The 18,094-nt window shown below is 64.0% G+C and carries 23 protein-coding genes and 1 pseudogene; 6 read left to right on the top strand and 18 right to left on the bottom strand.

Going from position 1 to position 18,094, the window contains the following annotated elements; genetic code table 11:
* Positions 1-120: 120 nt before the first annotated feature.
* The 10 genes from ACWPWO_RS08695 to ACWPWO_RS08650 form a co-directional block, all read right to left on the bottom strand.
* Positions 121-1,332 (bottom strand): MFS transporter, encoded by a 1,212-nt coding sequence (locus ACWPWO_RS08695; RefSeq protein ID WP_454006332.1) that lies wholly within the window; start codon positions 1,330-1,332, stop codon positions 121-123.
* Between the two features lie 22 nt (positions 1,333-1,354).
* Positions 1,355-1,645, bottom strand: coding sequence for an accessory factor UbiK family protein (locus tag ACWPWO_RS08690; RefSeq protein ID WP_454005999.1), 291 nt, complete (start codon positions 1,643-1,645; stop codon positions 1,355-1,357).
* Positions 1,646-1,746: 101 nt separating this feature from the next.
* The gene (locus ACWPWO_RS08685) at positions 1,747-2,247 is read right to left on the bottom strand and encodes a hypothetical protein (RefSeq protein WP_454005998.1); all 501 of its coding nucleotides are present in this window, start codon (positions 2,245-2,247) and stop codon (positions 1,747-1,749) included.
* Between the two features lie 319 nt (positions 2,248-2,566).
* Positions 2,567-4,255, bottom strand: a complete 1,689-nt coding sequence (ptsP, locus tag ACWPWO_RS08680; RefSeq protein ID WP_454006330.1) for a phosphoenolpyruvate--protein phosphotransferase — start codon at positions 4,253-4,255, stop codon at positions 2,567-2,569.
* A gap of 85 nt (positions 4,256-4,340) precedes the next feature.
* Complete coding sequence (locus ACWPWO_RS08675; RefSeq protein ID WP_394065599.1) at positions 4,341-4,610, bottom strand: HPr family phosphocarrier protein; 270 nt, start codon at positions 4,608-4,610, stop codon at positions 4,341-4,343.
* A gap of 36 nt (positions 4,611-4,646) precedes the next feature.
* Complete coding sequence (locus ACWPWO_RS08670; RefSeq protein ID WP_394065598.1) at positions 4,647-5,048, bottom strand: PTS sugar transporter subunit IIA; 402 nt, start codon at positions 5,046-5,048, stop codon at positions 4,647-4,649.
* The gene (gene gshB, locus ACWPWO_RS08665; protein ID WP_394065597.1) at positions 5,045-6,007 is read right to left on the bottom strand and encodes a glutathione synthase; all 963 of its coding nucleotides are present in this window, start codon (positions 6,005-6,007) and stop codon (positions 5,045-5,047) included. Before gshB ends, ACWPWO_RS08670 begins: the two co-directional genes overlap by 4 nt.
* Positions 6,008-6,133: 126 nt before the next feature.
* A complete protein-coding gene (infC, locus tag ACWPWO_RS08660) occupies positions 6,134-6,703 on the bottom strand; it encodes a translation initiation factor IF-3 (RefSeq protein WP_394065803.1) in 570 nt (189 codons plus the stop codon).
* Position 6,704: 1 nt separating this feature from the next.
* A complete protein-coding gene (thrS, locus tag ACWPWO_RS08655) occupies positions 6,705-8,627 on the bottom strand; it encodes a threonine--tRNA ligase (protein WP_454005996.1) in 1,923 nt (640 codons plus the stop codon).
* 228 nt (positions 8,628-8,855) lie between these two features.
* Entirely contained in the window at positions 8,856-9,017 is a 162-nt protein-coding gene (locus tag ACWPWO_RS08650; protein WP_454005994.1) for a DUF333 domain-containing protein, read from the bottom strand.
* A 708-nt stretch (positions 9,018-9,725) separates the two neighbouring features.
* On the opposite strand from ACWPWO_RS08650, the gene ACWPWO_RS08645 reads away from it, so the two are divergent.
* On the top strand, positions 9,726-9,998 hold the full coding sequence (locus tag ACWPWO_RS08645) for a hypothetical protein (RefSeq protein ID WP_454005992.1): 273 nt from the start codon (positions 9,726-9,728) through the stop codon (positions 9,996-9,998).
* A 7-nt stretch (positions 9,999-10,005) separates the two neighbouring features.
* Here the strand turns inward: ACWPWO_RS08645 and ACWPWO_RS08640 are convergent, their stop codons facing one another.
* Together ACWPWO_RS08640 and ACWPWO_RS08635 are read right to left on the bottom strand one after the other, a co-directional pair.
* Complete coding sequence (locus tag ACWPWO_RS08640) at positions 10,006-10,176, bottom strand: hypothetical protein (protein ID WP_454005990.1); 171 nt, start codon at positions 10,174-10,176, stop codon at positions 10,006-10,008.
* Between the two features lie 26 nt (positions 10,177-10,202).
* Positions 10,203-11,126: a carbohydrate kinase family protein gene (locus ACWPWO_RS08635; RefSeq protein WP_454005988.1), complete on the bottom strand. Its 924-nt coding sequence runs from the start codon at positions 11,124-11,126 to the stop codon at positions 10,203-10,205.
* 228 nt (positions 11,127-11,354) lie between these two features.
* Here ACWPWO_RS08635 and ACWPWO_RS08630 point away from each other — a divergent pair, with 228 nt between their 5' ends.
* Complete coding sequence (locus ACWPWO_RS08630; RefSeq protein WP_454005986.1) at positions 11,355-12,161, top strand: hypothetical protein; 807 nt, start codon at positions 11,355-11,357, stop codon at positions 12,159-12,161.
* 17 nt (positions 12,162-12,178) lie between these two features.
* Entirely contained in the window at positions 12,179-12,655 is a 477-nt protein-coding gene (locus ACWPWO_RS08625; RefSeq protein ID WP_454005985.1) for a hypothetical protein, read from the top strand.
* A gap of 12 nt (positions 12,656-12,667) precedes the next feature.
* Here the strand turns inward: ACWPWO_RS08625 and ACWPWO_RS08620 are convergent, their stop codons facing one another.
* Positions 12,668-13,078, bottom strand: coding sequence for a GFA family protein (locus ACWPWO_RS08620; protein ID WP_454005984.1), 411 nt, complete (start codon positions 13,076-13,078; stop codon positions 12,668-12,670).
* Positions 13,079-13,242: 164 nt separating this feature from the next.
* On the opposite strand from ACWPWO_RS08620, the gene ACWPWO_RS08615 reads away from it, so the two are divergent.
* Positions 13,243-13,536, top strand: coding sequence for a hypothetical protein (locus ACWPWO_RS08615; protein WP_454005983.1), 294 nt, complete (start codon positions 13,243-13,245; stop codon positions 13,534-13,536).
* 37 nt (positions 13,537-13,573) lie between these two features.
* Here ACWPWO_RS08615 and ACWPWO_RS08610 read toward each other — a convergent pair whose 3' ends face one another.
* From ACWPWO_RS08610 to ACWPWO_RS08595, 4 genes and pseudogenes are all read right to left on the bottom strand, one after another.
* The gene (locus tag ACWPWO_RS08610; protein WP_454005982.1) at positions 13,574-13,726 is read right to left on the bottom strand and encodes a hypothetical protein; all 153 of its coding nucleotides are present in this window, start codon (positions 13,724-13,726) and stop codon (positions 13,574-13,576) included.
* Positions 13,727-13,905: 179 nt separating this feature from the next.
* The gene (locus ACWPWO_RS08605) at positions 13,906-15,237 is read right to left on the bottom strand and encodes a serine hydrolase domain-containing protein (RefSeq protein WP_454005981.1); all 1,332 of its coding nucleotides are present in this window, start codon (positions 15,235-15,237) and stop codon (positions 13,906-13,908) included.
* Between the two features lie 47 nt (positions 15,238-15,284).
* Positions 15,285-15,931: pseudogene (locus ACWPWO_RS08600) on the bottom strand (pyridoxamine 5'-phosphate oxidase family protein).
* 10 nt (positions 15,932-15,941) lie between these two features.
* The gene (locus ACWPWO_RS08595; RefSeq protein ID WP_454005979.1) at positions 15,942-16,184 is read right to left on the bottom strand and encodes a putative hemolysin; all 243 of its coding nucleotides are present in this window, start codon (positions 16,182-16,184) and stop codon (positions 15,942-15,944) included.
* Positions 16,185-16,330: 146 nt separating this feature from the next.
* Between ACWPWO_RS08595 and ACWPWO_RS08590 the strand changes: the two genes are divergently transcribed.
* Positions 16,331-17,080, top strand: a complete 750-nt coding sequence (locus ACWPWO_RS08590) for an SDR family NAD(P)-dependent oxidoreductase (protein ID WP_394065801.1) — start codon at positions 16,331-16,333, stop codon at positions 17,078-17,080.
* Between the two features lie 148 nt (positions 17,081-17,228).
* Positions 17,229-17,489 carry a hypothetical protein gene (locus ACWPWO_RS08585; protein WP_454005977.1) on the top strand — a complete coding sequence of 87 codons (261 nt, stop codon included), beginning with the start codon at positions 17,229-17,231 and terminating at the stop codon, positions 17,487-17,489.
* A gap of 14 nt (positions 17,490-17,503) precedes the next feature.
* On the opposite strand, the gene ACWPWO_RS08580 is transcribed toward ACWPWO_RS08585, so the two are convergent.
* A complete protein-coding gene (locus ACWPWO_RS08580; protein ID WP_454005975.1) occupies positions 17,504-18,094 on the bottom strand; it encodes a hypothetical protein in 591 nt (196 codons plus the stop codon).

Here is an 18,094-nt window from a genome sequence, read left to right as displayed (position 1 = left end):
ACGGGCTCTGGATGACGAGCGGCGCATGCGGCAAGACTATATGCTTATTCAGAAAGCATGAATCCGGAGCAGGAACGCACCGCGCGCGGCGGAGCTGGGCAAACGCGGGCGCGAAACGATTCAGACGCTTTTGGCCGGGCGCAGACGGGCCAGCCGCAGCGACATCAACAGACCGACAATGGCAAAGCCGGCCGTGGCGACCCAGGCCCATTGCCAGCCGCCCAGCATCTTGACCGACCAGGCCACCACGGGCGGGCCCACGAACTGCCCCAAAGACGAACACTGCTGGACCCAGCCCACCGAGGAGGACGTGGTCTGCGGCGACGGCGCGACCGTGACCGCCAGGAAGAACAGAGTGGCCGGTATCAAGCCGCCCGTGATGGAGAACAGCAGGACGGCGACGAACTGGACCGTAATGTCCTGCGTCAGGCCGAATGCCACCACCGCCGCGCCCATCATGCTCAGGAAGCCGATCTGCAGCAGCCGGTATGCCGCCATCCCGGCATGAAGCAGGCGCCCGGCGCCCAGGTTGCCGATCACATTGCCGCCGGCGATGACGGCCGTGAGCAGTCCCGCGACGGCTACCGAGATATCCGCCTGGTTGTAGATGGTCGGCATGAAGCCCACCACGGCCGCCCATTGCGCGGCGTATACCCCGAAGCTCAGGGCCACGAGCCAGACGCGACCCGAGCCCAGCGTCTCGCGCAGCAGCAAGGCCAGGACAGGCCTTGCGCCCGATGCCGCAACGGCACGGGCGGGATCGCGCGGAACCAGCCAGAACGTCAGCAGCAACACGGTAAAGGTCAGCGCGGCCAGCGCCAGCCACAGGACGCGCCAGGAACCTGCGCTCAGCCAGGCGGCGCCCGCCCACAGCATCAGGACCGCGCCGGCCGGCATGTAGCAGCCCCACAGGCCCATGATGCGGCTGAGCATGGCCGCATCGGTCGTGCGCTTGATGAGCGCCGGCACGGGCAGCACGACCATCAGAAAGCCGCAGCCTTCGACGGCGCGGCTGAGCAGGATGAAACTGCCGTGATCGAAGAAAGGAGCGGCCAGGGACGTCAGGCTCAGAATGCCCAGGCCGACCAGGATGCAGCGGCGCAGGCCCACTCTTTCGGACACCAGCCCGATCAGCAGGCCCAGCAGCATGCCCGCCGTCTGTACGCTGGAGAGCAGAAACCCCGACTGGACCAGATCCAGCCCCAGTTCGCGCTGCATGGCGGGCAAGGCCGGCGGCACTTTCCAGATATGCAGCGCCGCGCACACGCCCGTCAGCACCAGGAACAAGGAACTGAAGACTCCAGATTTCGCCGTGCCGCGGGCCGGCGTCACGATGGCCAAGTTGCCCGCCGGATCAGTCTTGGCCCGGCTCCTTGTCCATCAAGGGCGCATCGGGTTGCACAACCGGCGTCTGCCGGCCTTCCAGGGCCTGCAGGCGGGTCTCCAGGGCGGCGATGCGCGCCAGGGCGCGCTCCAGCATCAGCTTGTAGGTGTCGAACTCGTCGCGTGTCACCAGGTCCATGCGATTGAATGTCTGGCCCATGAAGGCCTTGACGTTGCGCTCGATGTCGGCGGCCGGACTCTTGGCGATCAGCTCCGATACGTTTTTCTGCAGATCTTCCAGCCAGTCGCTGCGATTGATCATGACCTTCTCCTGTAAACATTCACAATATGAGCAGTATAAAAAAAGCGGGCGCCAAAGGCACCCGCTTTTAGGGTCGAACGGCCGGAACCGGTTCTGCTCTATCAGGGCTTGGCCTGCTCGGAAGGCACATTCGATGGCGCAGAGTTCACGCCATTGCCCAGTTCACGCTGGATGGCGTTGTCGGCCTTGGCGGCGCCTTCCTTGATGGCATCGCCTGCGCGATGAGCGGCGTCGGACACGGCATCCTTGGCTTCACCGGCCTTTTCCGACACCTTGTTGGCGGCGGCCTTGGCATCTTCCTTCAGGGCGGCCGTGTTGTCTTTGGCATTTTCCTTGGCTTCGTGAGCATCTTCCTTGACCTTGTCGGCCGTATTGGCAGCGGCCTGCTTCAGCTCTTGCGTCTTGTCGGCGGCCGACTGGTCAGTCGATGGAGCCGGAGCGGCAGGCGCAGGCGTGGATGGAGACGAAGTTCCAGGAGTAGTGGCAGCAGGCGGCGCGCCGTTGGCTGGAGCGGCGTTGTCGTCCTCTTTGGAGCAGGCTGCCAAAAGAGTCATCGAAGCAGCGACGGCCATCACAGCAAAATGAGCACGAGTCGTTTTCATAAGATTTCCTTCCTACTAGTCCAAAGTCGCTAGAAAAAATGATGCCGGGCCTGAAGCGACTGCCGGCTCGGCAGTGGGTCTGTTACAACTCCCCTAAGCACCATTCTAGCGAGGCGGACGGACGCGACCACCCTATTAGTGTAAATCCTGATTTCAATATTCCCGTGCCGTCCGGCCGCCAAGCGCCGGAAACCCTTTAAGGACAAGCGCCTGCGTCCCCAAGCCCTATGACAGGGTTGTTACAGACGGAATCATCGGAAAAGCCGCAAGCTCGCCCTGTTACAAAATAACGGCGAGAAACAGCAATGATTTCACATGCTTAGGCGGCTAATGTGGCCAGATCGATGCGCTCGGCCCGGTTCAGGGCGCTGGCCACCTTCACGCGCAAGGCATTGGAATGGGAAAGGCGCACTTCTTTCTTGACGTCCAGCAACTGCTGCGGATGCATGGAGAATTCCTTCAAGCCCAGGCCCAGCAGCATCCGCGTGACGGACGCATCGCCCGCCATTTCCCCGCACACGGCCACGGGCTTGCCTGCACGTTCGGCGGCGTTGATGGTGTGCGCGATCAGGCGCAGGACGGCCGGATGCATGGGGTCGTACAGATCCGCGACCTCGGCGTCGCCGCGGTCCACCGCCAGCACGTACTGGATCAGGTCATTGGTGCCTATGGATAGAAAGTCCAGTTCCTCGACGAAGGGATCGATGGCGATGGCGATGGCCGGCACTTCCACCATGGCGCCCAGCAGGTAATTGCGGGCGAAAGGCGTGCCGGATCTTTCCAGCTCGCGCGCCGCGGCCTCGATGGCCTGGCGCGTTGCGTAGACCTCGCTCATGGAAGAGATCATGGGAATCAGGATGCGGATCTGGCCATGCACGCAGGCGCGCAGCAAGGCGCGCAACTGGGTGGCGAACATCTCGGGCCTGTCCAGGCAATAACGGATGGCGCGCAGGCCCAGGGCCGGATTGGTGGCCACCGTGGCATCGCCATCCAGCGTCTTGTCCGCCCCGATGTCCAGGGTCCGGATGGTGACGAGCTTGCCGTTCATGGCCTTGACCACGCGCGCGTAGGCTTCGTACTGCTCCTGTTCGGAAGGCAGGTCGCTGCGCCCCATGAACAGGAATTCGCTGCGGAACAGGCCGATGCCGTCGGCCCCTGCCTTGAGCGCCAGTTCGGCCTCTTCAGGCAGCTCGATATTGGCCTCCAGACGGATGGGAATGCCATCCAGCGTCACGGCCGGCGCATCGTGCAGGGCTTCGAGTTCCTCGCGCTCGCGCAGATAGGCCTGCTGGCGGTCGCGGTATTCGGCCAGCACCGCCGGCGAAGGATTGACCATGACCGCGCCGGTGAAACCATCCACGATCAGCCAGTCGCCATCCCGGATCAGGCTGCGGAAGCCTCCCAGGCCGACCACCGCCGGCACGTTCATGCTGCGCGCCACGATGGCGGTATGGGAAGTCGGGCCGCCCAGGTCGGTCAGGAAGGCGGCGAAGTGCCCGCCGCGCAGGCGCAGCATGTCGGCCGGGGATATGTCGCGCGCCACCACGATCAAGGCCTCGTCCTGCGCGGCGGAGAAGCCCGGCAGCAGGGCTGGCTTGCCCGCCAGCACGCGCAGCACGCGCTCGATGACCTGGCGCACGTCCGCGCCGCGCTCGCGCAGGTAGGCGTCCTCCATCTGGGAGAACTGCTCCACCAGCATCTGCCCCTGGGTGGTCAAGGCCCATTCGGCGTTGTACTGGCGTTCGGCGATGATGGCGCAGGTCTGCTGCGTCAGCATGGGATCGTCCAGCAAGAGGCTGTGCACCGTCAGGATGGGCGCTAGCTCGCGCGGCGCATCGGCCGGCAGATGATCCACCAGCGCCTTGAGCTCGTCGCGGGTGCTGGCCATGGCGCTGAGCAGCCGCTGGCACTCCGAATCCACGTCCTCGACGCCGATGCGGTAGTGCGGCACCTCCAGCGCCGCCGCGCTCATCACCGCCGCCTTGGCGATGGCATAGCCCTTGACCACCGCCTGGCCCTGGGCCGTGAACATGGCGGTGAAATCGGACGCGGAGGGACGAGCGGCAGCAGAATTCATGTCGGACTACGTTGTTTTATTCGTTTTCGCCAAACTTGGCGTCGAACAGGGCCTGGATATCGCGCAGCGCCTGTTCGGCGTCCTCGCCTTCGGCGTCGACCACTACCGTCACGCCCATGCCGGCCGCCAGCATCATGACGCCCATGATGCTCTTGGCATTGACGCGCTGCGAACCGCGCGAGATGAACACTTCACTGGCATAACGGCCCGAAAGCTGCGTCAGCTTGGCAGCGGCCCGGGCATGCAGACCCAGCTTGTTGCTGATGACGATGGAGACTGTTGGCATAAGGTCGATCTGGAAAAGTGAAAAGAAAAATCCGGCTCAGCAATGGCAGTCGGCGTCGACGATGCCGCGCATGGCGCCTTCCATGACGTCCTGGGCCAGGCGCTCGGGATTGTCGCGGCGCTCGGTCAGGGCTTTCAGAACCATGCACATATTGGTGCCGGTCAACAGATGCACCGCCTGCCCCTTGTCCTGCAGGCCCTGCTGCACGCGGCGCGCCACATTGAAGGGCGTGGCGCCGTACAGGTCGCACAGGATCAGGGTGGCCGGCTCGGTCCGGGCTTCCAGTTGCGCGAGCAGCCGCTCCACCGCCTTGTCCGTGCACTCGTCAGCCTGTATGTCGAAGACGAACAGGTCGGGCTGCTCGCCCAGCACATGCTCGGCGCAGCTGGCAAAAGCGCTGGCCAGCGGCTCGTGCATGATCAAGGCCAGGCGGATCACGTTCGCTCCGTCGCGTTCTCGACGGCCTTCACGAAGAATTCGGCGACGTCAAAGCCCGTCTGCTGCGTGATTTCCACGAAACAGGTGGGGCTGGTGACGTTGATTTCGGTGACATAGTCGCCGATCACGTCCAGGCCCACCAGCAGCAGGCCGCGTTCGGCCAGCCGGGGTCCCAGCGTGCGGGCGATGCGCCAGTCGTGCTCCGACAGCGGCTGCGCGACGCCGCGCCCGCCCGCGGCCAGATTGCCGCGCGTCTCGCCGGCCAGCGGAATGCGGGCCAGGGCATAAGGGACGGGTTCGCCGCCTATGATCAGGATGCGCTTGTCGCCGTTCACGATTTCGGGAATGTAGCGCTGCGCCATGATGGTCTGGCTGCCATTGGCCGTCAGGGTTTCCAGGATGGCGCCCAGGTTGGGTTCGGGATCGCGCAGGCGGAAGATGCCCATGCCGCCCATGCCGTCCAGCGGCTTGACGATGACGTCCTTGTGCTCCTGGTGAAAGGCGCGCAGGCGCTGCATGCTGCGGGTGACCAGGGTTGCGGGCGTGAATTCGGGGAATTCGGTGATGGCCAGCTTTTCCGGATGGTTGCGGATGGCCGCGCCGGCGTTGAACACGCGCGCGCCCTGAGCCTGGGCAAAACCGAGCAGGTGCGTGGAATAGGCGTATTCCATGTCGAAGGGCGGATCCTTGCGCATGATCACCGCATCGAACACGTTCAGCTCGTCGTCGCCCGCCGGGCCCGGATGGGTCCACCAGGAGCGGCCCTGCAGGTCGGCGTCCTCGGCGATGTCCACGCCGATGTGGCTCGTGCGCACCCGGCTGTCGGCGATGTACAGCTCGGACTGCAAGGCCACGCTGACCTGGTGTCCGCGCGCGAGAAAGGCGCGCATCATGGCGACGGAGGAATCCTTGTAGGCCGACAGGCTGGGCAAGGGATCAATGATGAACAGAACGTGCATGCTCACACCTAGAGAAAAACGCCTTTGCAGGCGGGCTGCAAAGGCGGTTGCGTCCTGCCCGCCTGAACACGGCGGGCAGGACGGACAGCGGCCGCAGGCTGGGCCGGGGCGCTGAAATACGGAAGATCAGGCGGCCTTCTTGCGAGGAGCCAGCACCATGACCATCTGGCGGCCTTCCAGCTTGGGCATGGCTTCAACCTGACACAACTCGCTGACATCGTCGCGAATACGCTCCAGAACCCGCATGCCCAGCTCCTGGTGCGCCATTTCGCGGCCGCGAAAGCGCAGCGTCACCTTGACCTTGTCGCCATCGTCGATGAAGCGCTTCACGTTGCGCAGCTTGACCTGGTAGTCGCCCTCGTCCGTACCCGGACGGAACTTGACTTCCTTGATCTGGATGACTTTCTGCTTGGCCTTGGCTTCCTGCTGGCGCTTCTGTTCCTGGTAGCGGAACTTGCCATAGTCCATCAGGCGGCAGACGGGCGGCTGCGCGGCAGGCGCGATCTCCACCAGGTCCACATCGTGCTGTTCGGCCATGGCCAACGCCTCGGACACCTTCACGATGCCCAGCTGTTCACCCTCGATTCCAATGAGTCGCACCTCTGGGATACGGATTTCACCGTTGATGCGATGTTTTTTCTCGGTTGCGATGTCGAAAACTCCTAAAAATGTCGATAAAAACGATGCCGTCCTGATTTTAGTAACGGCTATCGATCTCTTGCTCCAATCGTGCGGAAAAATCGGCCAAAGGCATCACGCCCAGGTCCACGCCGCCTCGCGCGCGCACAGCGACCGTGCCGTTTTCGCGTTCTTTTTCGCCCACGACCAGGATATAGGGCACTTTTTGCATACTATGCTCACGGATTTTACGAGTGATTTTTTCACCGCGCAAATCGGAGGAGACGCGCAAACCCCGTTTCTTCAATTCCTGGGCCACGGCCTGGGCATAATCGGCCGAGCCTTCGGAGATGCAGCAGACCACGGCGTGCTCGGGCGCCAGCCAGGCCGGCAGCGCGCCGGCATGGTTCTCGATGAGCATGCCGATGAAGCGTTCGAGCGAGCCCAGGATGGCCCGGTGCAGCATGACGGGCACGCGCCGCTGGTCCTGCGCATCGACGAATTCGGCGCCCAGGCGGGCCGGCATGGAGAAGTCCACCTGGATGGTACCGCACTGCCAGTGGCGGCCGATGGCGTCCTTCAGGGTGTATTCGATCTTGGGGCCATAGAAAGCGCCCTCGCCTTCGGAAATCTCGAAGTCGCACCCGGTGCGGCGCAGGCTTTCGATCAGGGCCTGTTCGGCCTTGTCCCAGACGGCGTCGTCGCCAATGCGCTTCTCCGGGCGGGTCGCCACTTTATAGAGGATCTCGGTGAAGCCGAAATCCGCATAGACTTTCTGCAGCAGGGCCGTGAAAGCGGCGCATTCGTCCTGCAGTTGGTCTTCCGTACAGAAGATATGGCCGTCGTCCTGGGTGAAGCCGCGTACGCGCATCATGCCGTGCAGCGAACCGGCAGGTTCGTTGCGGTGGCACTGCCCGAACTCGCCGTAGCGGATGGGCAGTTCGCGATAGGAATGCAGGCCGGCGTTGAAGATCTGGACGTGGCCGGGACAGTTCATGGGCTTGAGGCCGTAGACGCGGTTCTCCGACTCGGTCGTGAACATGTTCTCGGCATAGTTGTCCCAGTGGCCCGTCTTCTTCCACAAGGACAGGTCCAGGATCTGGGGCGCCTTGACCTCCTGGTAGCCGTTGTCCTGGTAGACCTTGCGCATGTACTGCTCGACCTGCTGCCAGACGACCCAGCCCTTGGGGTGCCAGAAGATCAGGCCGGGCGCCTCTTCCTGGAAGTGGAACAGGTCAAGTTCGCGGCCCAGCTTGCGGTGGTCGCGGCGCTCGGCCTCCTCCAGCATGGTCAGGTAGGCCTGCTGCTCTTCCTTGGTGGCCCAGGCCGTGCCGTAGATGCGCTGCAGCATCTCGTTGTTGCTGTCGCCGCGCCAGTAGGCGCCGGCCACCTTCATGAGCTTGAAGACCTTGAGCTTGCCCGTGGACGGCACGTGCGGGCCACGGCACAAGTCGATGAAGTCGCCCTCGCGGTACAGGCTGATGGGTTCGTTGGACGGGATGGAGGCGATGATCTCCGCCTTGTAGTCCTCGCCTATGCTCTTGAAGAAGGCCACGGCATCGTCGCGCAGCCACTCCTCGCGCGTGACGACCTCGTCCTTCTTGGCCAGTTCGGCCATTTTCTTCTCGATGGCTTCCAGGTCTTCGGGCGTGAAGGGACGATTGTAGGAGAAGTCGTAGTAGAAGCCGTTTTCGATGACCGGGCCGATGGTGGCCTGGGCGTCGGGGAACAGGCTCTTGACGGCATAGGCCAGCAAGTGCGCCGTGGAGTGCCGGATCAGATCCAGGCCTTCGGCATCCTTGGCCGTGATGATGGCCAGCTCGCTGTCATGGTCGATCACATAGGAGGTGTCCACCAGGCGCGACTCGGCGCCGGGCGCGCCCACGCGGCCGGCCAGGGCGGCCCGGCCCAGGCCGGTGCCAATGGAATTCGCCACGTCGCTGACGGAAACCGGACCCGGGAACTCTCGCTGGGAGCCATCGGGCAGTGTGATTCGGACCATAACACTTCCTGAAATGAAAAACGCGGCCTTGAAAAGCCGCGCTTTTGAATTGAACGTTCTTGGAAAGCAAACGAAACGCTACGCGGCCACGGCTAGACTTGCCGACGGGTAGTTCGCGTGGTTTTCATAAGATTCTGCTTCCCGGATAACACTTTTGATTGCTTAAGTTTATCACCTTAGCCCATCAGTGCGGCCAATATCGCCACAAAAACCACATTCGGGCATCAATCAGTCCCGGCGCGGGAACCAGGTGCGGTAGAAAGCCCATTCCTCGGCTTCCGAGCCGTCCTGCATCCGGCAGGTGCCATAATTGCCGCGCGGCCCCTGGTACAGCAAGGTCTGCCCGCCCATGCGCTGACAAAAGGCCGCAGCCGGATTGGACTGCGCCACGGACCTGGGCTGCTCGGCGGATGAGGCGCACGCCGACAGAACCAGAGAACCTGCACACACCGAAAACAAGCGGTAAAACATGATTTCCCTTCCTGAGCGACCTGGGTTTGCGGCCCCGGCGGCCGGGGCGCCGGAACGAAAACAAGAAGTCCAAGAAATCCGCGTTCAACGGATGTTCGGCCGGGCCTTGAGCGCAGCGGGGGCCGGACCGTGAAAAGCAGCTTACTACACTTGCTTGAAGACTGAGGTCTTTGTGCACAAATTTGCAGAAAAAGCAACACCGGAAACGAAGGAAGGGCGTACGAAGCCGGCTGCGCGGAGCGCGAGGCATGGCGGCAGACCGATCAGGCGCGATGGAACCAGAATGAGGCCAGGATGAAGCCCAGGATGCCGGCGCCGGCCAGCATCAGCGCCATGGGCACATAATCGATCAAAAAGGTGGCGTTACTCATGACATCGATCCGAAACAAACAGTTAAATACAGGGATTGACGACATGGTAGCCGCGCCCCCGCCAGACATGAAGTCAACGATTGTGAAGACGTCCCGGCTTGCGGGCGGAGCGTGCGCGCCGCGGGCCCGGTGGGCCGCCCGGCCTAGCCCGCCCTAAACCGGACAGCAGATGCCCGGCTTTCGTGAATGACGTTAAATGAAGTCCTGGCCGGTGCAATCCGCCTGCCCCGGACCGACTTTTCAGACGAGAGCCACCATGCCCATCGAGCTTTACCGTTTCTATATAGGCGGCAGCTTGGCAGGCGTGCCCATCTATGCTGCATGGAGCCCCAGTTCACCGCTGCCGTCCTGGCTGCATGGCCTGCAGCAAGACCAGGAATACGTGCTGACGCAGGTTGAATTGAGCACGCCGCAAGGCGGACACTGGCGCTGGATGGCGTACCGCAGCCGCGCATGCACGCAGGACCAGGTCCGTTTGGAGATTCAGCAATACATCATGCGCCGCTCTCGTGAACAGGATGGCGCCTGACGGCGAGTCAGCGGTCCAGCAAGGTCACGATGCCGTAGATCACGGGCACGGCCAGCGGCGTGACCATCAGCAATGCCGTGTCGCGCAGCCAGGTCCGCGGGCGGGTATGGTAGAGCGTAAGCCCCAGAATGCCGGAGATCAGGACATACAGGACGACGATGATCACGATATGCGCCATGGCACAGCCTCTTGCTTGAGAAGGAACTACGCTTTGGGCCCTTCGTCCGGGCTTTCCCCCAGCATGGGGGCAAAGAGGTTTCCGGACCATTGCCCCAGGACGTCCGCGGCAGCCTGGGTGGCCTGCCGCAAAGCATAGCCCGGATCGCGGCGCCGGCACCAGGCCTGGGCGAAACGGGAGTTGAAGGCGTCCCCCGCGCCCACCGTCGAACGCACCGCCACCTGGCGGGCCGGCTCGAAATGGCGCTGGCCATCCAGAGCCAGCATCGCGCCCTGCACGCCCAGGGTGATCACCACGGCCTGCCCGGCATGGCGCTGCAGGCGCTCGGCCAGCAGGCCCGCCTGGGCCACGGGAAGATCGGCAAGGATATCGGCCGGCGCCACCCCGGCCAGCATCTGCGCCTCGACGGCGTTCAGGCCCAGCACGTCGGCGCGCTCCCAGACCTGCCGGAAAGCCTCGTCCCGATGCTGCACGCTGGACACGCCGGGATTGACCATCAGGCAGGCGGCGCGCTTGCCGCCCTGAGCCAGCGCCGCGGCCAGGCTTTCCATGGGCGGCCCAGCCAGCGGCGCCACGTACAGCAGGTCGGCGGCCAGGTCCTGCGGCCGCACGCGCAGGCCGCCGTTGGCGCCCCGCCGGGCCAGCACCGATGCGCCGCCCGTCGGTCCCACCAGCACGATGGCCCTGCCCGTCTGCTGGTCGGCGCACACTTGCACGCCGCTCGTATCCACGCCCAAGCCGTCCAGATGCGCGCGCAGGCGCGCGCCCAGTTCATCCCGCCCTACCGCGCCCAGCAGGCGCACCTGCTCGCCCTGGTCCAGAAAGCCCGCCGTGGCGTTGACCGCCCCGCCGCCCGGATACAGCTCGATCGCGGCGACCTCCTGCTTGTCGCCGCGCGCCAGCTCCGCCGGCATGCCGGATACGACGATATCGACGGTGATACTGCCCATGACCACGACCTGCACGACACACCTCTGGATTCGGAGATTCGGAATGCAACTGGCCTGGAAGTATACCCTTGCCGCCCCTGTCGCGCAGCGCCCTGCCCCGACGATGGGATGCCGTCCCGCGCCCCGGCATATACCCCATTTTGGCTATATCCGAAAACATGGCCGGCTCGTACCATACGCGCAATTTCTGACAGGCGCATCGCCTGCCACGCCTCCGGGAGCCTTGTCATGCCTTCATCGAAACCTTCACCGAACCGGCGCCGGCTGCTCGGCGCCACTGCCTGCCTGGGACTGAGCTGCGCCTGTGGCGCCGCATTCGCCTGGCCCACCGACGACTATGCCTCCCCGCCCGACCAGGATCGGCCTCCGGAGGAGGCGGCGCAGGGCGAGATCGCCTGTTCCTGGCCCGCCAGCTACGGCGGCGCGGGAGGCCCGGGCCCGCAACTGTTCAGCTCGACGGGCAATCCCATGCTCGATCAAGGCATGACGCTGGAGCATGCCATACTCAGCCAGACCTTCGGCGTGCGTCCGGGATTGTTCATGCTGAACGACGGCAATCAAGGCAATGCCTTCGCCACCACCGCGATCCTGGGCAATCATCCCTATCCGCATGGCACGGTGGTCTTCGGCATGACCTTGATGATGGAAGAGTTCATGAAGGCCGGCCCCATGGGCGGCAGGGCCGATCATGCCATGATGGACATTCTGGCCCACGAATGGGGGCATATCCTGCAGTTCATGAACGTGAAGGCTCGCCCGCCCGGCAAGGCCATGGAACTGCACGCGGACGGGCTGGCCGGCTGGTACATGGGCATGCGGGCCATGCAGCTGGCCCAGTGGAATCCCGTGGATCTGCGCACCACCATGCTGTCTTTTTTCGGCAAGGGCGACTATGCCTTCAACGATCCCTCGCGCCACGGCCCTCCCCAGGAGCGCGTCCAGGCCTTCCAGGGCGGCCTGCAGGCCGTCCACCGGGGCGCCAGCCTGCCGTCATTCTTTCAACAGTCGGCCGCCTGGCACGGCCTGCCGCTTTGAGTCGCATGGAGCCACGCATGAAACCGCACACCCTGTCCCTGGGCCTGGTCCTGCTGGCCGCCCCTTTGCTCGCCTGGAGCCAATGCAATGAATTGAACCAGTTGAGCCGGCACGCCGATGCCCTGTTCGACGACATCAAAGGGGCCGAGACGGACGACGATATCTACGAAACCACCTTCCTGCTGCCGGGAGCCGACGCCGAAAACTGCTATGTCACGCAGTTTGAAGAAGGCGGCGAGATCGAATCCGCTTACTGCCAATGCTCGTGGTGCAGGAGCAGCGAAGACCGCGCCCGGCAGGAGCTGGCCGACTTGATCGCCCTGGTGCAGCGGTGCGCCGGCCGGGCGCCCGCGTGGACGTCGAAGAACAACCGGCAGCAGGTCTACAAGGCCCGCTTCGACATGCCCAGCGCCCATCGCAAGGCGCAGCTGTACATCCAGCGCAGCCCGCCGGACGGCAAGACCGTCGAGCTGCAGTGGAAAGTGGGCAAGTGAACGCGGCCGGGCTCAGGCCTGCCGGTCCGAGGGGTGGTTGACGCCGTCGTTGACCGGCACATCCGGGATGTCGAAGGGATTGACGCCTTCCAGGCAGCCCACGTTGAAGCCGTATTCCTGCGGATTGGATCGACGCTGGTGATGCGTGTGCACGCCGCAAATCCCGCAGAAATAGTGCCGGGCTACCTGGGTGTTGAACTGGTAGAGCCGCAGGTGTTCCTGCCCCTGGACGATGTGGATGCGGTCCAGCCGGGTGGAGCCCATGATGAAACCCTTGCGCCGGCACAGGGAGCAGTCGCAGCGGCGCGGGTCGACCACGCCGTCCGGCAGGTCCAGTTCCAGGCGCACGGCGCCGCAGTGACAAGATGCTTTATGACGCGCCAGAACAGGCACGCCGCCGATTTCTTTCAAATTTACGGACATGGCGACTCCAGTGTCAGCCGGGGCAGGATGCGGCAGCGCCCCGGATCAGCCTTCGATCATAGCGCAACCACGGCATGACAAGGCCCTTTGAAAAACGCTCGCCAACACATCTGGCCCGTGCTAAATTACTGTTCATCCATACAGCAATAAAAAAGGATCCCGATATGTTCTACAGCATAACCCTGCACGACGCCCCTTCTGATATCACCGAACGCGCCCGGCGCGAAGCCGAAGAACGTTTCCGGCGCACGCTGGAAAAAGCCATGCGCGGCCCCGAGGCCGTCGTGCAGGCCTATCGCGCCTGGCAGTTGGCGGAAGAGACCGCCGAAACGGAACTGTCCGCGGACGATATCGCGCTGGCCAAGCAATGGATCGCCGCCGCCACCCGCGCCATGACAGACGGCTTTCGCGACCTGGGCGAATCCGAGGCCTACTTCGAGGTGCGCATCGAACGCTGAAGCAAGACCGCCCCCAAGGGGGGCGTTTCTTTTATCGTCAGCAATTGCCTTTCTTGGCCTGCCCCGGCGGGCAGAACGAGCCATTGCCATGCGGGCGGTCGGGATCCACCACCACGGAACCGTGGGGCGTATAGACGGCGCAAGCGCCCAATGCCAACAAAACGCACACAGCCAGCCATTTCTTGATCATGATGTGATCCTCCTTCCGTGGCGCTGATTCTGACAGAACGGCGAAGCTCTGCTGTAACAATGCGTACTTCCAGCCCTGCCATGCGGCGCATTCCCATGGCGGCGCGTGATGATCATGGTCTGCATCGCCACCTTCGACTGTCGGACCGGCCGGAGCGCGTGCTGCAGTCCTGATCGCCGTCAGGGCCGATCCGGCGTTTGGCTCAGCATCTGCGCCAAAGCCTCGAAGGCGGGCAAGGTCACGGGATCATTGGCGGCATTGCCCGCAATCGGATGCGAGGCATAACGCGCGATCACCATCTGCGCCGCAGGGTCGACATAAAGGCGCTGGCCATGCACGCCGCGCGCGCTGAAGGCGCCGCCTTCCTTGTCCGTCACCCACCACATGTCCCTGTAGCTCCAGCCTTTGAGCAAGGGGTAGTCCGCCTTGGCGAAGACCTCCCGATCGCCTCCTTGGCGGATCTGCCTGACCACCTGAGCAGGCAGTATCTGCCGGCCGTTGAACCGGCCTTCGTTGCGCAGCATTTCTCCGAAGCGCGCCAGATCGCGCAGCCCGGTGTTCAAGCCGCCGCCGGCAAAGGGCGTGCCGATGGAGTCCACCGTCATGTAGGCATCCTGCTCGGCCCCCAGGCGGCTCCAGATGCGCTCGGACAGCAGTTGCGCCACATTCCTGCCGGTCGCCCGCGCCATGATCCAGCCCAGCACATCGGTATTGATCGTCTTGTAGGCAAAGGCTTCGCCATGCCTGCCCTGCGGTTTCACGGTCTGGAGAAACTCGTAGTAGGAGCGCGGCCCCTGGTAATCGGGCGGCGGCGGCAAGGGACTGCCCGCACGCGCGTGCGCCCATACCTGGGCCTGGGGGTCGGCATAGTCCTCGCTGTAATCCAGGCCCGCAGTCATGTCCAGGATCTGGCGCACCGTGGCCGAACCAAAAGCCGAAGCCGCCAGCTCAGGCACGTAGTCGGCCACCTTCCGGGCCGGGTCGAGTCGCCCTTCAGCCACCAGCAGGGCCCCCAGCGTGCCCATGACGGATTTGGTGATCGACATGGCGGCATGCTGGCCGGATTCGGTCAGGGAGCCGAAATAACGCTCATAAACGATGCGCCCGCGATGCAGCACCACGATGCCGTCGGTGTAGGTCGCATCCAGGGACTGCGCCCAGCTCATGGGTTCGGTCGCGCCCAGCGGCGTGAACATCAGGGAATCGATGTCGCTGCGTTCGGCGCGCGGCAAGGCGACCGGCGCGCCCAGACCCCGGGACACATTGATGGTGGGCATCAGCTCGCGGAAATGCGATACGCTCCAGCGCAAGGCGGGAAACTGGAAATAACTGCCGTCGGCAAAGCGGATGATGCGCTCGGCCGGCGGCGGAAAACCCTGCATCCAGCCCAGTCGGGCGGGATCGCTTGCGGCGGCGCCCGGCGGCGCGGCTGCCGCTGCTGCGCCCAGACTGGACGCCGTCAGCACACCGGCGGCCAGAGCCCGCCGGACACGATATGCGATCTGCTTCATGACCCGCTCCTATGCTGGACATTCAGGCGCCGGTCGGCGCACCTTCATCAGTACAAGGTCTGCCGCAGGCGATCCGGCAGCTCGGCATCATAGCGCCGCCCGTCGATGCGCGCCTGGCTCAGCGCCTCCAATATCGTTCCAGCGCTGGGCAGACTGCCCGGTTGCACATGCGCGCCGCCGTCCCACAATCGGGCGCGCAAGATCGCGCGCGAGCACTGGAAGAACACCGTTTCCACCGCGATCTTCAGGACGCTGAGAGGCTTGGCGTTGCCGACGGCAAATCGCTCCAGCCACTGCGGATCGGTGGAAATGATCGCCCGCCCATTGACCCGCAAGGTCTCTCCGCCCCCGGGATCAAAAACAGCAAGGCCACACGGGGATCGTGCAGGATGTTGCGCAGGCTGTCGATGCGCTTGTTGCCGCGGCGATCCGGCAAGAGCAGGGTCTTCTCGTCCAGCACCTGCACGAAACCGGCCGGATCGCCGCGCGGCGACACGTCCAGGCCATCCGGGCCGCGGGTGGCCAGGGCCACGAACGGCGAAGCCTGGACATAACGTTGATAAAGAGGATGCAGATAGTCCACCTCCTTGCGCAACGACGCTTCCGCCGGCTCGCCGTACAACTGCAGCAGGGCTTCATGCGTCCTCACCTCGAACTCGTCCTGGAGGCGGCCAGCCGCCGATGCTTCCTTCATGGCGCGCCCCTCATCCATGGTGGGCGGGATGGTCGCGGCGCATCAGCTCCCATTCCTCGATCACCGTGCCATCCGGCAGCGTGCACATGCCCACCTGGCCTTGCGACCTGGTCACGATCTCCAGGCTGCCTCCCTGCTCCAGGCAATAGGCCGAGGCCGGGTTGGGCATGCCGATCGGGGCAGGCGCCGCGGATTCGCTGCTCGCACAGGCGGTCAAGGCCGCCGAAAGACACACGATTCCCCACTTTGTCATGGCATTCTCCTGGCTGATCACTGAAGGCCAGTGTACTGCGACCGGGCCTGGACGACAGCAAATTCGGGCAATGACGTCTCGCCAGCCCGGCGCAATGCGATAATTTCGGTTTGTCCATTCATGCATCAAGGAGTCTTGCCTTGGATATGCTTCAATCCAGCCAGTCCGTCATCATCGTGACCGGCGGCAGCCGCGGCATAGGAGCGGAAATTGTCAGGACCTTGCACGAAAGGGGACATCCGATCCTCTTCACCTATTCCAGCGCCGAGAGCGATGGCCCTGAACTGGCGGCCCGGCTGAACAACCAGGGGCCGGCCTGCCGGAGCCTGCGCATCGATATACGCCAGGCGCAGGCGCCGGACCTCATTTTCGATGCCGCCCAGGAAATGGGCCATGTCGGCGGACTGGTCAACAATGCCGGCATCACCGGGCCTCTGGGACGCCTGGAAGCGCTGCAGGACGCGGACCTGGCCGGCATCCTGGACATCAACCTGCTGGCGCCCATCCGTTTGTGCCGTGAAGCCGCCCGGCGCTGGAAGGGCCGCACGCAGCGCTCGCATATCGTGAATATCTCATCCATTGCGGCCCGGCTGGGCGCGCCTGATGAATACGTGGCGTATGCAGCCAGCAAAGGCGGGCTCGAATCCTTCAGCACGGGCCTGGCCAAAGAGCTGGCCCAGGAGAACATCCATGTGAACGTGGTCGCCCCGGGGACCGTGCTGACCTCCATCCATGCCCGCGCCGGCGAACCAGGCCGCCCCGAGCGCGTCGCCGCCCGCATACCGCTCAAACGTCCGGGACAGGCGCAAGAAATCGCCCAGGCTGTCGCCTGGCTGATGTCGGGGCAGGCGTCCTACGTGACCGGCACGGTGCTGACCGTATCCGGCGGACTCTAGGCGTGACGGAGCATCGGCCTTTCTGATCGCGATGCGCCCGGCTCGCCGACGCATGCGCCGCCCTCCCCCAAATGGGGGAGGCGCAACCATGGACACCAGGATTTCCGGTCATAGAATGATGCTGTTCGTCCTCTCCGGATCGCGAATCATGGCCAAGCTCAGAAACCCCATCAAGACCGTCACGAAAGGCGGCATTCCGGTCATCGTGACGGCCATCACCCGGCGCGCGGAAGGCCCGATAGACGGCTATGCGCCGCATCCCGAGGGCAGGAAGATACTGCGCTGGGACCACGGCGGGCACGCCCTGTGCGGCGACGCGCTGCTGGACCTGGACATGGAAAAAGAAGAGCACCGCCTGCTGCGCGGCCCCCTGCCCCGTTACGTGGCGAGCTGGCACCCCCGCTTCTGAGCCCTGGCCGCCGCTCAGTCCAGGACGTCGTACAGGCGAAAAATCCACAATACTTTATAAATCAGCGCCAGAAAGACGAAAACCGCCTGGTAGCGCTTGCCGGGCACGACGATCGCCGCCAGGGCCAGCAGGATCAGGGCGCCCTGCTGCAGCGGATACTCTATGCCCAGGCTCAGGAAATAGGTCTTGCCCTTGAGCGCGGTGTCCACCACGTCCATGAGCTGCACCAGGACGAACAGAATATAGAAGGAGCGCCGGCGGGCTTGGAAATAGTCCTCGAAATCCCGATATTCCTCCATGCTGGACGGAAACAGCAGGGACGCCATCAGCGCGAATACGCTGGTAAAGAAGATCAGGAAGAAATAGAGTTCGAAAGACCAGACCCGCACCTTGGCCAGGCTGAATTCATACCACCAGAAATGGATGATGGTCAGAAACAGGTACAGCACCCAGCCCAGATGGATGGGATATATTTTCTTGCGCTTGGGGTGCTGGATGAATTCGGACAGGCCGACGATCAACCGCGAAAGACTGATGCCGAGCACCATGCCGATGATGATGCGAACATGGACGAAGTGTTCGGGATGGCTCAACTCTACGGGCAC

The organism is Alcaligenes sp. Marseille-Q7550 (genome assembly GCF_965112015.1).
This window is presented reverse-complemented; position numbering and strand designations above follow the sequence as displayed.

Excerpts from the sequence above, each read along its gene's own strand:
- ACWPWO_RS08690 (WP_454005999.1), bottom strand. The coding sequence starts at position 1,645 with ATGATCAATCGCAGCGACTGGCTGGAAGATCTGCAGAAAAACGTATCG.
- ACWPWO_RS08685 (WP_454005998.1), bottom strand. The coding sequence starts at position 2,247 with ATGAAAACGACTCGTGCTCATTTTGCTGTGATGGCCGTCGCTGCTTCG.
- ACWPWO_RS08675 (WP_394065599.1), bottom strand. The coding sequence starts at position 4,610 with ATGCCAACAGTCTCCATCGTCATCAGCAACAAGCTGGGTCTGCATGCC.
- gshB (WP_394065597.1), bottom strand. The coding sequence starts at position 6,007 with ATGCACGTTCTGTTCATCATTGATCCCTTGCCCAGCCTGTCGGCCTAC.
- thrS (WP_454005996.1), bottom strand. The coding sequence starts at position 8,627 with ATGGTCCGAATCACACTGCCCGATGGCTCCCAGCGAGAGTTCCCGGGT.
- ACWPWO_RS08645 (WP_454005992.1), top strand. The coding sequence starts at position 9,726 with ATGCCCATCGAGCTTTACCGTTTCTATATAGGCGGCAGCTTGGCAGGC.
- ACWPWO_RS08640 (WP_454005990.1), bottom strand. The coding sequence starts at position 10,176 with ATGGCGCATATCGTGATCATCGTCGTCCTGTATGTCCTGATCTCCGGC.
- ACWPWO_RS08635 (WP_454005988.1), bottom strand. The coding sequence starts at position 11,126 with ATGGGCAGTATCACCGTCGATATCGTCGTATCCGGCATGCCGGCGGAG.
- ACWPWO_RS08630 (WP_454005986.1), top strand. The coding sequence starts at position 11,355 with ATGCCTTCATCGAAACCTTCACCGAACCGGCGCCGGCTGCTCGGCGCC.
- ACWPWO_RS08625 (WP_454005985.1), top strand. The coding sequence starts at position 12,179 with ATGAAACCGCACACCCTGTCCCTGGGCCTGGTCCTGCTGGCCGCCCCT.
- ACWPWO_RS08620 (WP_454005984.1), bottom strand. The coding sequence starts at position 13,078 with ATGTCCGTAAATTTGAAAGAAATCGGCGGCGTGCCTGTTCTGGCGCGT.
- ACWPWO_RS08615 (WP_454005983.1), top strand. The coding sequence starts at position 13,243 with ATGTTCTACAGCATAACCCTGCACGACGCCCCTTCTGATATCACCGAA.
- ACWPWO_RS08610 (WP_454005982.1), bottom strand. The coding sequence starts at position 13,726 with ATGATCAAGAAATGGCTGGCTGTGTGCGTTTTGTTGGCATTGGGCGCT.
- ACWPWO_RS08605 (WP_454005981.1), bottom strand. The coding sequence starts at position 15,237 with ATGAAGCAGATCGCATATCGTGTCCGGCGGGCTCTGGCCGCCGGTGTG.
- ACWPWO_RS08595 (WP_454005979.1), bottom strand. The coding sequence starts at position 16,184 with ATGACAAAGTGGGGAATCGTGTGTCTTTCGGCGGCCTTGACCGCCTGT.
- ACWPWO_RS08590 (WP_394065801.1), top strand. The coding sequence starts at position 16,331 with ATGCTTCAATCCAGCCAGTCCGTCATCATCGTGACCGGCGGCAGCCGC.
- ACWPWO_RS08585 (WP_454005977.1), top strand. The coding sequence starts at position 17,229 with ATGGCCAAGCTCAGAAACCCCATCAAGACCGTCACGAAAGGCGGCATT.